Genomic DNA, 15777 nt, shown 5'->3' on the forward strand with positions numbered 1-15777 from the left:
ATCGCGTCATGGTAAAGTTACCGCTATAATTGAAAGCAGAACTATACCAATATAAAATATAACTATTCAAAGGCTTGATATTAGATCAATCCTTGATTTTTATAGGTAAAACTTTAGATTAGGGTGGTTAGCGTGCTAACAATATACTACCAGTCTTGGTAAATTCGGAAGCATCGCACTTTAAAACGAAGTAATAAACGCCCTCAGGAACCGGTGAATTATTAAAATTCCCATCCCAAACACAATTATCATTCGCTTCAAAATTATCTTTCGTGGTGATGTTTCTGCCCCTTGAATCGAATACAAATACCTTGCAGCCATTTTCATTACCAAGGTCTCCTATATTGAGAATTTCCCAGCAGTCATTCATACCATCTCCATTAGGGGAGAAGGTTCTTTTAGGTCGGATATTGTCCAGAACAATTCTTACTTGTGTAGAGACCGGACATCCATTATTATCTGTGGCCATAAGCGTTACAATGCTGACCGGATTTTCAGGGAAGAAAATTGTACTTGTCCCAGATGGATCACTGAAGTTTTCGGCAGGTTCCCATGAAATATTAGACGCAGCGTTATTGGCTGATAAATTAATTGAGATTGCATCTTCTAAAAGTGCTGAGTCAAACTCAACGACACTTGTGAAGTCTGTTGAACTTATGTCTAGGTCAGATTGAAAATTTCGGATTCTAATACTATCCTTTACCTGGCAACCGATTGTAGTGGTAATATCAAGTACAGCCCACACAGTGTCTACACCGACCGGTGTGTTTACCTGCAAGGTATCACTTGTGCCTGTTCGAATGACAGCATTGGTCTCTGCGTTTCTTATAGTCCAGGTATAGCTGGCTACTTCACTCCCCGCCGGACTACTTAGACCTAGTTCTACAATGTCTGATTGACACTTAGCAGTCAGGTCAGTCTGATCTAAAGTGATGCTCGGTGGATCTGAAACGGTCACATTAATAGACGCAGAACCCTCGCAATTGTCTCCATTAAAAACCTCAGTATCATCATAGGTTGTGTTTAGTATCACTTCATATGAACCTGCTGCTGTAAATGTATAATCCAGATCGGCGGTTGTGGCTGTGTGAATGACAGCATCAGATGCATCTTCTACAACCCATTCATATTCCATTGTAAATGAACCCTGACCTGTTGAAGCAGAGGTAAAAGATGCTGTTGAATTGGTGCAAATTTCTGTTGGGCCGTTGGCTACAGATGTTGGTGGGGCCACTGCTGTTACGGTATAATTAGCGGTTTCTGAGATACATCCATCAGTAGCATTGATTACATCAACACGGTAATCCCCGGACTGACTGGCGGACAGTGTTGTATTGGTTTCTCCGGTTAGTGTAGAGCCATCTCGATACCATTGATAGTTGAAGTCTGGAGAATAATCAGGTACCTGGAGTGTCACCGAAGTGTTTGAGCAAAAGTTATCAAGGTTACTATTGGTGATTTCTAAAGCAGGGGGGACGCTGACACTTATTGTTTGGGCTACTGTCACACTTGAGCATGCTCCGGTATTTCTAACACGAAGTTGGTACTCGCCAGCATCGGAGGCACTTGCCGAATTAATAGTAATTGTTGATGTTGTAACCGTGGAACCATCAGGTAAAGTCCACAGGTATTCATCATATGTTTCAGTAGTAAGAGTCACCGTTTCACCCGCACATATAGATCCTCCATCCGCATCATTCACTGTTATGGTGGGGGGACCCGAAACTGAGCCGGGTTCATAATTGACCGTTCGCTGTGAGGTTGGGGGAGTTGTGCATCCTCCTTGCCCGGTTATTTGTAAATCAATAACAGCATCTGCAGCGGAAGTTATATTGAAAGTGGCCTGGTTACCAGATTGTGATACGATAGTACCAGTACCTGATGAAATACTCCATGAATAGTTTCCATTAGCGACGTTGGTAGCACTTAAGGTGAAGTTTTCTCCTGTACAAAAAGAAAAAGATTCCGGACTAATCTCAGGTTCGATACATGTTTGATTGATTCTAATACCGAGATCGCCTTCTTCAGTATTTCTAACATTGTGAGAATATGCTAGGTCAGGTTTTGCGTCACCACTTAAGTCACCTATAGCTATGTTTCTAGCGTCGGTATCAACGGCTAATGCAGTTGCGGAACCAAAACTAATATCGCTGCTACTTGAGTTTTCTATTACATAAATAGATCCTGAAGTACCAGCACCACCAATGGTGGCTACAGCCAAATCAATTTTACCGTCACCATTAAGATCACCTGCGTCAATTCCCCATGGTAAATTACTTGGGATTGAAATAGAAGGTCCATTTATGAATGTAATTGATCGACCTGTTGTAGTGTTTTTATATATATCAACACTTTCATCACCTACACCTGATGTTGTTAAATCAGCAGTAACTGCAATATCATTCAATCCATCATTGTCAAAGTCTGCAATTACAATATTCCTTCTTCTATCATTTGTGGAAATACCCTCTTGCAAGGACATTGAGATTGTACCTGGGATACTTTCATTTCTAAGTACATAAATTGCTTCATTTGATTGTGAAGTTGGTACTATAACAACATCCGGCTTGCTATCATTATCTAAGTCGCCTATTTCTATTGACCCGGTTTTTGAAGCATTTCCAACGGGTATCTCTACAGCAGAACCAAATGAAAAACTACCGGGAGAGCTTGTGTTTGGAAAAATATGTATTGTATTATCTTTTTCGTTCCCCACTACTAAATCTAATTTTCCGTCACCGTCAATATCGGAAGCTTTAACTCTTCTGGTTATCCGAACCTCATTATTTTGATCAGTTGGTAATGATAGACTAAGGCTATTTAAATAGGATAATGAGACAGTTCCTGTGCTGGTATTTTGATAAATAAAAATTTGTCTGCTGCTATTCGTATTCGAGGTAAAAATCGCATCTGGCTTGCCGTCACCATCAATGTCTGCACAAGTTGTTGAAATAAAACCTTCTGTATCAGAGATGTCAGATAGACCTATATCATTAAAAACTTCTGATGTCACTGTGCTGTTATTTTGATAAACAGTTAATTGTGGATTATTGACATCATTATCTTGAATGTTATGGGTTAGGATTACATCATTTAATCCATCACTGTTTAGGTCACAGAGACACACATCATAAGCGTCTGTATTGGGAGCAATGCTTTCAAGATATTCAGCTTTCCATGAGCTACTGGTGCTACTCGAAAAGCTAATGAAAAACTGCTTACTGGACTCAGCAACCAGGTTATTAGAAGTTCTAACCAGTACGGATCCGTGTGTAGCACCAGCTGGGACAATTGCTTCTACCAGGTTGTCTGATACTACAGTGACATTTGCTCCGCTAACAGCCACACCTCCAAAGGATACTTGTGTTACATTGGTAAGGTTTGATCCTGATATTGCAACTTTTCCCCCAACCTCAATAGAAGTAGGGGTTATGTTGTTTATAAATGGTTTTTGCTGTGCGAGTAGAATCAGCGGGCAAACCAATAATATGTTCAGTAATTTCCTCATCATTCTGTCACTTGAAGTACCCAGGCTTTAGAGAGCTCCGGTATATCTTTAATTTCGTCTCGCTTGTTTCTTGTCTGTCTTAGGCTTCCTGATTTATATACAACTACATAATAGTATCCTCTTCCACTGTTATATCCAACCATTGTATCATGAAAGCCCATTTGGAATAATCGATCACTATATCCCTGTGCATTTTCAAAGACATTGAATGCACCACCAATCACATAATTCCCAGGAGGAAGTTCCAATAAATGATCACCTCTTCTGGTCACCACTGGTTCATTTGATTCACTTAATTCATCATGCGTTCTAAAGTCTTGAGTTAATTCGGGATCTCCTTTAGCTACTTCTTCGTGATGTTCTTCTGTAAGCTCAGGGTTTTCTACGATTGTAGAAGCTTGTGATTCAGAAATAGCCTTGTCCCATTTGATGATATTCTCAACACTTCCGTCCGGATTTTCTTTTTCGTATTTAATTCCCACCTCTTTAGATCCATCTGGCAATGTGCGTTCTAGATGTCCGTCATCAGCCACTTTAAGATTTTCAGCTTCATCCGCTGGAACCCAGCTAATCACAACATTCTTATCTCCGTCTTCTGTTGGTTTTTCTAACCTTATGCCTCTTTCTTCTTCACCAAATTGATTGACTCGGGTAATTTCCTCATGTTCTTCCTGATGATCCCAATCATCTGCTTGCTCTGTAGGAATGTCTGCTTCCGGTTCAGAGTCATCTAATACAGTAGGAGTGGCAATACTCAATGCATCTTCATCTTCCTCATCTGATTCGGAAGCTCTGCTTTGCTGCAATGCGGCCAGCTGTCTTTGTCTTTCTAACTCTGCTTTACGAGCACGCTCTTCTGCCGATAACCTGTGACTTTTAATAAACGATGAAACGTGCTCAGCGTGATCCTTTTTGGTACCCAGGTGATAGCCTAGGTTTACTTCCAGTGTTGGACCTAGCTGTGATGAGATATCGGCGTTACCAAGCTCATATGCAAATCCGACGGCAAATTTCTCTTTGATTTTTGCTCCTGCCAGACCGATGATGCCGGCATCTTGCCGATAAGAAGCACCAACCCATACAATGTGATAGAGGTGAGCAATCATCACACCTTCAAACTGATGAGGTATTACATTACTATACCTATATATAATGTGTGGTTCAAATGCGAAATCATCGTTAATGTGACCTCTGTAATTCATTTTGAATAGCACATTGTCGGTTGGGGAGAATTCAATGTCAGCTACCTCTTTTTGAGTGATGGGATTGTAGCTAAATAAGTTTGGCAATGAAACACCAACATTGAAGTGGCCAAAGTGATAAGCAACCCCTACGTCACCTATAAAAAAGCTCGACTGATCGAGGAAGTTGTTAAAGGCAGCATCTCCCGGTGAGTCAAATTCCGAAATATTAACAGAGTTAATTCCTGCACCTAAAGACATTCCGAACCGTAAAAAGTGCGTTCGGTCAATATTTAGCAAATAGGAAGCAGATGCTTTAGCTGCTGAAGTGGTAAGTAAGCCTTGGGTAATATTAAATGCCGCGCCTCCTAAAGCGATTCCTCCTTCAAGCGGTACGTGAAAACTTGCATGTGATATTTGAGGTGCACCTTCTACATTGGTCCACTGGTCACGATACATGACGAAAATTGCCGCATGTCCTTCCACACCCGCATATGCGGGATTATACATATAAGGGTTCATGAAGAACTGGTTATATATCTGTGGCTGTTGCGCTTGAGTTCTGTATGAAGAAAAGACAAGAAAGCCGATAAGGAAGATTTGGCATACCCTTTTCGTATAGACCATCTTGTAGCGTTTTGTTCTTTTCAAGTGAAGATGATTCCTTTGATCTAAACTCTAAATTAGAGAAATTATTACATTTCTCACTACCCGTAACAAATATCCGTATTTATCCCATCTATTTCGTCCTAATTTTGCTTAGTCACATCTATAAATTGAAAGAAATCGAACCAGTACATAATAGTACTCCTATTGATTTCGTATTATTACATTCATAAAGCGCTATTATTTCAATGAAGTACATCCTTTCCCTTTCTTTTTTGTTTGCGGTTGTTCTGACTACTTCTGCTCAATATTGGTTTGGACCTAAAATCGGTGTGAGTTATATAGATCATGTGTATCAGGAAACAACTTATGAAAAAGATTCATTTAATGTAGACACAGACGTCAATTGGCAAGCCGGCTTTGCCTTTAGCTATACCGCAACCGATATGTACTCTGTGTATGGCGAGCTAGTATATGAAAAGGTAGGAAAGACCTTGAGAGACAAAGGTATAAATGGTGCACCGGAAGGGGATATTGTTTATTCCCAAATGACTAATCACTTCATTTCCGCACCAGTCATGCTTAGAGTCACTTTAGGAAGGGTGCCTTTTCACTACTTTGTCAATGGTGGTCCACGTTTAAGCTATTGGGTGGCAGGTAAGGGTGTTCACGATTTGGCTGCTTTTGAAGAGTTCCCACCTGTGGCAGATGAAGATGGCAATCCGCTACCTGTTGAATATAAAATCACTTTCAATTCAGATAAAGCTTCTCCGGATGATTTTAGTACCGCTTATGTAAGTAAGCCAAACCGGCTGCAGTTTGGCCTCACCCTAGGAGGCGGGATGTATTTTGATTTAGCTACCGGTGGTCGTTTGATGCTAGATTTCAGGTATACCTGGGTTCACAGTAATATGGCTACCAATAGTAGTAATGATACTAATTTAATAAGAGGATCAAGTGGTGATTTGGATTATTACAGAGAGAACATGGAGTATTACCATAACATTGCCACGGTAGGAATTGCTTATCTGTTTAGCTACAATGCCAAGTTGAAACGAAAGGGTAGAAGCACAAGTTCTGAAAGTAATAAAAAGAAGAAATAATATAATTATATTTAGTTGGCATCCCCCTCTTAGTGCTCTTTTATTGATTTATTCCTACAATTACAGGTAAATATCTAACTTACGCATAGGCCTGTAAATTTCACTAGTTGTGGTAAAAGCATTCTTAAAATTTCTCGGAGGAGAACAAGGAGAAGAAAAGCAAATGTTGCTTTTGCTTGGGAAAGGCTTTTTTATGGGTATTCTCCTTGCTACTTATCAGATTGGTGCTGAGACGTTATTTCTAAGTGTTCTCGGTGATGAATGGCTTGATAACGCATTTTTTGCAGCAGGTGCCGCTGGTATTGTGTCTACTGCTCTTTTCGTATACCTCCAGCGAAAAATAAACTTCTCTACACTAGTTATTTCTGCCACTTTCCTAATTCTCCTATTTATTGGCGGGATTCGGGTGGCTTTTGAATTTATTGGCTATGATGAAACAATAAGTGGACAGTTTCAAATACTTCCATTTATACTGTTTGTAATGATTGGTCCTGTTACCTCTATCACACTATTGGGATTTTGGGGTGTATTTGGCCGTGTATTTGACTTGAGAGCGAGTAAACGGATTATCGGTGGAATTGATACCGGACAGCTAATGGCAACTATGATTGCCTTTTTTAGTATTCCGGTACTTACATCAACCATTATTAATGCGACATACGATTTATTATTCGTTTCAGGAATTGCATCCTTTGGTGTCTTTGTGTTTACTCTTTTGTTGGCAGTTAACTATAATCTAAATAAGGCTACCAAGGTGCTGGAAGGAGAGCAGGTTGAGAAAGTCAACTTCTTTAGTTTGATGAAAGACCGGTACCTAAGGCTTTTATCTATATTTCTTATCTTCTCTATGGGATCTGCAGTGTTTATGGACTATACGTTCTTAAGTGCAACAGAAACCATGTATCCTGACGAAAAAGATCTGGCCAACTTTTTATCTTTCTTCTCCGGGTTGGTAATTGTGTTTTCGTTTTTGATTCAAAGTTTTGTTAATGATATCATCATTGGAAAATTTGGGTTAAAGGTGGCATTGATGACTATGCCACTCATTTTGATTCTTTTTACGATAGGAGCAATAGTCGTTGGACATATTTTCGGATATGAGATCAAAACCTCAGAATACATCATGTTCTTCGTATTGATCTCTGCTGGTAAGTTGTTTACTGCTGCACTTAAAGACGCTCTAGAAAGCCCTGCGTTTAAGCTATTCTTTCTTCCATTGGATATTAAAATCAGATTTGATATTCAGACCAGAATTGAAGGTGTAGTAAATGAAATAGCCGTGTTTATTGCAGGAGCTGCCCAGATGGCATTAGGTCTGCTGGCGTTCTTTAAGCTGATCCATTATTCATATTTCATTCTGGCATTGGCGGCTGGTATTATTTATATGTCAGGCAAGCTCTTTGAGGAATATAAAAAGACACTTAAAAAGACGCTTGAAAAACAAAAAGCCAGTCTTCAAGGTGAAGGCAAACGAAATAAAAACAACACCCTTCATATTTTAAAAGAGGAAGCTGCATCGAAAGATGTAGATCAGGTGTTAAACGCATTAAAACTTCTTGAAAAACTGGAACCCATAGAGTTCGAATTTGTGCTTCTGGATTTACTGAACCACAAATCACCAATTTTAAGAAGTTATGCCTATCAGAAACTCGGCGACAGATTGTGTTGGGAAGCAGTTGAAATAGTCGAAAAGGACCTAAAAACTGAAGGAAACGAAGATGTATTAAAAGTAGCTGAGGTTGCCTTCAAGAAGCTACAGGAAGCATCTGAATTCAAACTCACGGATGTTGCAATTAAAGAATTGGTAAGATCCACTGAATGGCAAGATCGAGAGAGGGGTGCTCGCCTTTTAGCAAAAGCCTCAGAAGATCGACATGTAGCATATATTGTGGAGCTACTGAGAGATATAAATCCAAACGTTCGATCAGCTGCAATGATTTCAGCCGGTAAAGTGAAACGTCCGGAATTATGGCCAATCTTGATTGAGAATCTACATCTTTCTACTTACGGAAATGTGGCCATGTCCGCACTCAAAGCTGCCGGAGAGTCTGCGTTCCATACGGTAGATACGGCATTCTATAAGACGGGCCAATATCATGCAACCATGATCCGAATTATTCAGGTTTTGGGTAGAATTGGAGGACGTGGCGCAACTGAATTACTATGGAAGAAAATAGACTTCCCTGATAGAAAAATTGTATCACAACTGTTATTGAGTCTAAGCTATATTGGATTTGTGGCGAGGGATTTTCAAGCAGCACGAATCAAAATCGCTGTAGAGGGCGAAATTGGGGATATAGCCTGGAACATAAAATCTTCATTAGATATCCCGGAAGAACATCCTGTGGATCGTCTCATTAAGGAGGCCATGGTGGAAGAGGATGTTAAGAACTATGACAATATCTTCATGCTGCTAGGCATGATTTACGATCCTCAAAGCGTATTGTTAGCCAAAGAGAATATTCAAAATGGCACCACTGAAAGTATCACGTTTGCAGTGGAAATGATGGACATTTTCGTTGATGAAGAGCTTAAACCTAAACTGATTCCTGTAGTGGATGAGTTGAAGCTTTCTGAGCGGCTGGCTAAACTTCAAAATCATTACCCACCGGAAGATTTTGAATCGTATGAAGATCTTTTACTTCAGATTGTTAACCGTGACTACAATCGAATCAATCGGTATACCAAAGCACTTGCCATGTATCGATTCAGTCAGTTGAGTACCCATGTAACAGCCGACCTTATTGCCAATTTGTTCAACCCAGATCCATTCCTGCTGCAGACAGCTGCCTTTGTGATGTATAAAATCAATGAGGAAAGCTATCATGAGCATACCAAGCGATTAAAACCTGTCACTAAGAAGGAATTAGATAAAGCCATTTTACCTCCGGTATTTAGGCATGAGGATGAGGAGTATCATCAAAAACTGCTGATGATAGAGCGAGTGATCGAATTAAAGAAAATTGAGATGTTCAGCCCTATTCCTGGAGAATTGATTACCTATTTGGCTGAATGTCTGGAAGAAGTAAGAGTAAAACTTGGGTCTACGATAATACGAGAGGGTGATAGTGGCATGGAACCAATGTATATTGTTCTTGAAGGAGCAGTGGATATTTACGAAGGGGATAATAAAGTAGCAGAACGTGAAAAAGGAGGAGTCTTTGGTGAGAAAAATATCACAGAATCCGACCCATTCAGATTTACTGCTTTGGCACGAACGGAGTGTACGTTATTACTGCTTCGAAAAGAGGAGCTTTTGAACTTGATGTCTAAACACATCGAGATTTTAGATTGCTGGATCGACATTATGAATGGTCTTGTCGATCAGGAAGAACCTGTGATAGTTGATGCATTATTTGGCTGAGTTTTCGATGAACGCACTTTGGATAGTACAAAAAAATAAGTTATTTCACTAAAAAAAACCACCTAATCGTACAAATGAGTAACAATCGCACCATAGCGCTAATATATTCTGAACAAGACAATGCGATGATTGAAGGTGGCGTCAAAGGATGGGTAACAAACTTCCATAAGTTCCTGTCTACGTTGATGTATCAGATCACCAGAGAAAACCCTGAGATAAAACTCATAAATGAGACCAGTTTCTCTGCTGTGGAGTTGGATGATTACAGTGTGATTCTGGTCGTTGCTACACCTAATCTTGCCAAAGAAAAAGTGATCATGAGTGCACTCAATTCTCATGGTAAAAAATGGAAAGATCACGGGAAACTGAATGCAGACGGAGTAGCTCGAATATTTAAAGTACTGAAACGTCCCTACGATCCTGATGAGGCACTTCCGGAACTAGAAGATTTGCTGACCTATGATTTTTACCTGGTTGATCCGTTAACAGGTGACCCTCAGGAGTTTACACGATTTTTTGGCACAGATGCAGAGCGTAGCTACTGGATGAAACTGGTAGACATGGCCTATGATATCAATCATGTGCTGCATGCGAAAGAAGCAAGTGAAGGAAGTGGGGTTTACGAAACGATTCCTAGAGAAAAAACGGTATATCTTGCAAGTACCGGTGTAGATATGGTTATTCAGCGTGATATCATTAAGCGTGAATTAATTCGTCACGGCTATAAGGTACTCCCGGATCATAGTCTTCCAAAGGAGTCAAAAGCCCTGGAACGAATGGTACGTGATGACCTGGATCGATGCAGACTTTCCATTCATTTGGTGGGTGAGGATTATGGATATAAACCTCGCGGATCTGAGCTTTCAGTTGTAGACATTCAAAATCGTATTGCTTCCGATCATACCTATCAAATGGTGGAAAAGAATAAGGAAGCAAAAGAAGACGAAAAAAAGCCTTTCAGTCGACTTATTTGGGTATCTCCCGACCTGAAGAACGTAACTGAGCGACAAAAAATATTCATTGAAGACCTGAAAAGTGATGCAGCGGCCCTGGAAGAGGCAGAAGTATTGCAAATCCCATTGCAAGAGTTGAAAACGATTATACGGGAAGAACTTGTAACAGGCGGACGTTTCAACGTTCGAAGAGATATTAAGGGTCTTGAAGAAGAAAAAACAGGTAAAAAGACCAAAATGATTTATCTCATCGCTGACAAGCGTGATGTCAGTGATATTGATGATATAGAATCCTATTTGAAAGATCAGGGATTTAATGTGGTGTCACCTAGCTATGAAGGAGACTTGGTAGATCTTCGCTACATACACCAGGAGAATTTAAGACGATGTGATGCTACCATCATATACTTTGGTCAGGCTACTGAAGACTGGATCAAAACGAAGCTACAGGACTTGTTAAAAGCTCCTGGATTTGGCCGAGAAAAGCCTTTAACGGCAAAAGCGGTTTACTTTAGAGGGGAGAAGGATGTGGATTTGGAGCACTATAAGAAAAATAACGCCATGGTTTTGGGGAATAATGGAGGGACGTTTAATCCCGAACACCTCAAGCCTTTTCTAACTAAAATAGAAACCTGATGAGCGATAAAGAAATTGATGTTCAGGGCCAGGAAGAGGTTCAGGATATCGTTGACATTACCCAGTTAATCAATCCCTTTCCGGGTCTCAGACCTTTCGGGATTGAAGAAAGCCACCTTTTCTTTGGAAGGGAGGGTCAAAGTGATGAGGTACTTGTCAAGCTTTCCGAAAACAAATTTGTAGCAATACTTGGTGCATCAGGAAGTGGAAAATCTTCGCTCATGTATTGTGGGCTGATACCAACCCTTTATGGTGGGTTTATGACAGAAGCCGGCTCAAACTGGCGCATTGTGGTGACCCGACCAGGTGGTGGTCCAATTGATAACCTGGCTGAGGCGTTATTGATTAAAGATAAAGAATACTCCAACTTGGGCGATGAGGATAAGCTGATCCGTAAAACAATCATCAGTACGGTACTTCGAAGTAGCTCATTGGGACTGGTGGAGGTCGTACGTCAGCTGAAAACGGATGACTTTCAAAATGTACTCATACTTGTTGACCAGTTTGAAGAACTTTTCAGGTATCGGAAGCTCGAGTCAGCTACTTCCGACCTGGATGAGTCCTCAGCTTTTGTTAACCTTCTATTAGAGGCCATCCACCAATACGATGAGCCCGTTTACATCGCGCTAACCATGCGATCAGATTTCATTGGGGAGTGTGCACAGTTCCCCGATCTGACGCAGATGATCAACGATTCTCACTACCTGATTCCACAAATGACAAGGGATCAGAAGCGAACGGCTATTGAAGGACCTGTAGCGGTGGGAGGAGGAAAGATTGCTCCTCGTCTAACGCAACAATTATTGAATGATGTAGGAGATAACCCCGATCAGCTTCCAATTCTACAGCATGCCTTGATGCGTACCTGGTCATTTTGGACCGATAATAGAAAAATCGGTGAGCCGATTGACCTAAGGCATTATAACTCCATTGGAACACTACGCGAGGCACTCTCCATGCACGCGAATGAGGCGTACGACTCATTAAGCAAACGCGAGAAAGAAATTTGTGAGGTAATGTTTAAAGCCCTCACGGAGCGAGGGTCTGAGAATCAGGGCATTAGGCGACCAACCAAGCTTGCCACCATCGCTGCAATTGCAGGGGTAAATGAAGAAGAAGTATCACGAGTGGTTGAACGGTTCAGAGAGCCGGGCCGGTCACTATTGATGCCACCATTTGGTGTTCGATTGGAATCTGAGACAGTAATTGATATCTCGCATGAAAGTTTGATGCGTATCTGGGTACGATTGAAGCGCTGGTTAGACGAAGAATCCAAAGCAGCAGAAATGTATCTGAAGCTTTCGGAAGCGGCAGAAAGGTATCAGGAAGGAAAAGCCGGACTTTGGCAAATGCCGGACTTACAGCTGGCATTGAACTGGAGAGAAGAAAACAGACCGACACTCGTGTGGGGTCAGCGGTACAATCCGGCTTTCGAGCGAACCATGGTATTCCTGGAGACCTCTGAGAAAGCATACCTGACCGAGCAGCGAAACAAAGAGATTCTTCAAAAGCGACAGGTAAAGCGAATGCGAACCACAGCCGTGGTACTCGCAATTGCGGTATTGGTTTCCCTAAGTTTCCTGATTTTCTCGTTTATCAAAGCGGATGAGGCTGATAAAGAGAGGATTAAAGCTCTAGAGGCACAAAAGGCTGCAGAGGAATTAAGAGACCAAGCAGTTCAATTGAAAGATAATGCCGAAAAAGCTACTGCCGAAGCTATACGTGAAAAAGCAAATGCAGATCGTGAGGCAGAGAATGCACGAAAGGCTTCATTAGAGGCACAACGTCAAGCCAATATTGCTACAGAAAGACAGAAAGAGGCTGAAGATGCAAGAAAAGAAGCCGATGAGCAAAAGTTGGCAGCCCTGGAAAGTGAAAAGCAAGCTAAAGAACAAGAACGTCAGGCCAGATTAGCTCAGGCAGAAGCAGATCAAGAAAGAAAGAAAGCTGAACGCCTTCGATACCAAGCGATTGCCCAATCCATGGCGATCAAGGCTAAGACCATTGTTCCGGATAACCGGTCATTGGCAGAATTGAAGGGATTGGTAGCTTTACAGGCCTTTAAATTTTATCAGTTAAATAAGGAAAAAGGGAAAGATTATAACGGTGATATTTATGCCGGTGTGTACAACGCCCTTCAGGGACTGTACGAAGTTGAATATGGAGACCCAATAGTAGGGGACTCTGCATTTAACCAATACCACAAGCCAATTGATGACGATGCGGAGAATACAGTGATCGCCGTGCGGTCGGTGGTGTACTCAAGAGATGGCAATTATTTTTATTCAGCAAATGGTAATGGAGAAGTAATCAAGTGGAACGTAGTAACCAGAGACTGGGAGCAAGTCTTTCAGAATCAGGATGTAGCACGGGTGGTTAATGTCAGCCCAAGTGAGCAATACCTGGCATTAGGAACTGATGAGAATAATATTCTATTATTTGATGTTAAGAATATTGATGCAGAGCCAACCAAAATAGACGGTCACCAGGGTGGGACAGTTTTTGATTTATTATTCCTACCAGATAATTCAGGATTTATCTCAGTAGGAGGGGATAATCGTATCCTACGAAGTGATTTCAGATCAAGCAGCGAATTGGTGAGATCCAATGTGCGAATCAATAAAATTGCCCTCTCACCGGATGCTAAAACACTGGTAGGTGGTGGAGACGATGGGAATGTATATATCTGGGATCTAACAAATATGAGCAAAGGAGCAACTACATTGATCAACAAGTCTCCTGCAACAGATTCAACAGGTGTAGTATCCAGTTCAAATAAGATCAGTCCAATTAAGGCGGTCAAGTTTAGTCGCAATGGAAAACTATTAGCCTATGGAACGGATGACGGTAGAATCAAAGTGTGGAACATGGAAGAGCAGCGTCAAATCCCACCAACACTTTCGGCAAATAGATCTACAGTAACAGACATTGAGTTCAGTCCGGATGATCGGCTGGTATTGGCCACCTCAAGAAATAAACAAGTGAGGATATGGGACCTTGAAAACCCATACGATCTTCCGATTATTCTAGCTGATTATAAAGGCAATACCGGAGACAGTCAGGGTTGGGTAAATGATGCAGACTTTAGCCCGGATGGAGATTACTTCGTTACGGCTGCTAATGATGGAAATATTCGAATATATCCAACCAATGTTGGAAGGCTTGCAAGTGAAATTTGCTCGCATATCACCGGTGGTAATATGTCGGAAAACGAATGGCGTCAATATGTGGGTGATCCTGAAGATATCACATATGTAGAAACATGTCCCGGGCTACCAAGACGTTCAAATGACCTCTAATAAGCATATATGAAGAAACACCTAATCACCTTTTGTTTATTGACTTGCGTCTTCTGGGCGTATTCTCAATCTTCTTCACAATGTGCACGGGCGCTTTCTCAAGCTGAATTAGCATTTGAGCAGGGGAGACTTTCAGATATCATTAATATCTACAATAATTCCGGTAGCAATTTCACGAAGTGTTTGGAAGGAAATGTCTTTTCTATTGAGGAGAAAATACGAGCCTATAAATTGCTGACCAAAGCCTATTTATTTCAGGATGATGAGCAAAAGGCCGAAGAGATGTTTGTCAAGCTGCTTAAAGTAGATAAAGAACATCAGCTGGCTGCAGAAGATCCTGCTGAACTTTATTTATTGAAAGACAAATTCAAAACCGAACCAATTTTCAGAGTGGCGGTACGGGCAGGTGCTAACAAGACCATGCCTAGTGTGATTCAAAACTTCAATACGTTTCAAACAGGTGCTAAGCGCTACAATGAGAATGGAAATGAGACTGGTATTGGTGTTGGCTTTTGGGGAGAAGTAATGGCGGAGCGACACCTTACCAAAGGGATTGAAGTTGGCGCTGGCTTACAATATCGCATAGCTACTTATGAAATTGAGGGCGATCTGATCGAAGGGAGTCTTAATTATGTGGCAAAAAATACCAGCAATATGCTAAGAACCCCTGTTTTGGTGAGATATAGTCATAATTATGATAAAAAAGACAGTGATGGAAATAGAGTGGGCTTTCTTCCATACGTGTTTCTGGGTGCCTCATACGATTTAACCTTAAGTGCTAAATATGTGGATGCCCGAAGAACAGGCGGTACTGCTTATACTTTACCGGCAGGGAGAGATGACTTGAAGGGAAATGATCAGGTATCCACCTCCAATGTTTCCATCCTGGCAGGAATAGGATTTAGATCAAGGGTGGGTAGATCTAAAGTGGACTTTTTCTCGCTGGAGTTGAGATATGATAATGCCCTGTTCAATTATATCAACCCGGATAATCGGTGGGCCAATGAAGATGTGAATTTCGGAATTGGCCATGTAGAAGATGACTTGACGTTAAATACGATATCCATTTCATTAGGCTACACCAAATCATTATACATACCCAGAAAACGTAAGCAGTACCGATAACA

General features: G+C 41.2%; 7 protein-coding genes. 5 read left to right on the plus strand and 2 right to left on the minus strand.

What is annotated here, in order from left to right; all coding sequences use genetic code 11:
- Positions 1-127: 127 nt before the first annotated feature.
- Positions 128-3508 carry an FG-GAP-like repeat-containing protein gene (locus ACQK2H_RS10155; protein WP_425391330.1) on the minus strand — a complete coding sequence of 1127 codons (3381 nt, stop codon included), beginning with the start codon at positions 3506-3508 and terminating at the stop codon, positions 128-130.
- The gene (locus ACQK2H_RS10160; protein ID WP_425393134.1) at positions 3508-5316 is read right to left on the minus strand and encodes a PorP/SprF family type IX secretion system membrane protein; all 1809 of its coding nucleotides are present in this window, start codon (positions 5314-5316) and stop codon (positions 3508-3510) included. The genes ACQK2H_RS10155 and ACQK2H_RS10160 overlap by 1 nt, the downstream gene beginning before the upstream one ends.
- 227 nt (positions 5317-5543) lie before the next feature.
- Between ACQK2H_RS10160 and ACQK2H_RS10165 the strand changes: the two genes are divergently transcribed.
- From ACQK2H_RS10165 to ACQK2H_RS10185, 5 genes are all read left to right on the plus strand, one after another.
- Positions 5544-6398, plus strand: a complete 855-nt coding sequence (locus tag ACQK2H_RS10165; RefSeq protein ID WP_425391331.1) for a hypothetical protein — start codon at positions 5544-5546, stop codon at positions 6396-6398.
- 109 nt (positions 6399-6507) lie between these two features.
- Positions 6508-9762, plus strand: a complete 3255-nt coding sequence (locus tag ACQK2H_RS10170; RefSeq protein WP_425391332.1) for a cyclic nucleotide-binding domain-containing protein — start codon at positions 6508-6510, stop codon at positions 9760-9762.
- Between the two features lie 74 nt (positions 9763-9836).
- A complete protein-coding gene (locus ACQK2H_RS10175) occupies positions 9837-11351 on the plus strand; it encodes a DUF4062 domain-containing protein (protein WP_425391333.1) in 1515 nt (504 codons plus the stop codon).
- A complete protein-coding gene (locus ACQK2H_RS10180; RefSeq protein WP_425391334.1) occupies positions 11351-14650 on the plus strand; it encodes a High-affnity carbon uptake protein Hat/HatR in 3300 nt (1099 codons plus the stop codon). The genes ACQK2H_RS10175 and ACQK2H_RS10180 overlap by 1 nt, the downstream gene beginning before the upstream one ends.
- A 9-nt stretch (positions 14651-14659) precedes the next feature.
- A complete protein-coding gene (locus ACQK2H_RS10185) occupies positions 14660-15775 on the plus strand; it encodes an outer membrane beta-barrel protein (RefSeq protein WP_425391335.1) in 1116 nt (371 codons plus the stop codon).
- The last annotated feature ends 2 nt before the right edge of the window (positions 15776-15777 follow it).

The organism is Ekhidna sp., assembly GCF_965228795.1.
Classification (GTDB): Bacteria; Bacteroidota; Bacteroidia; order Cytophagales; family Cyclobacteriaceae; genus Ekhidna.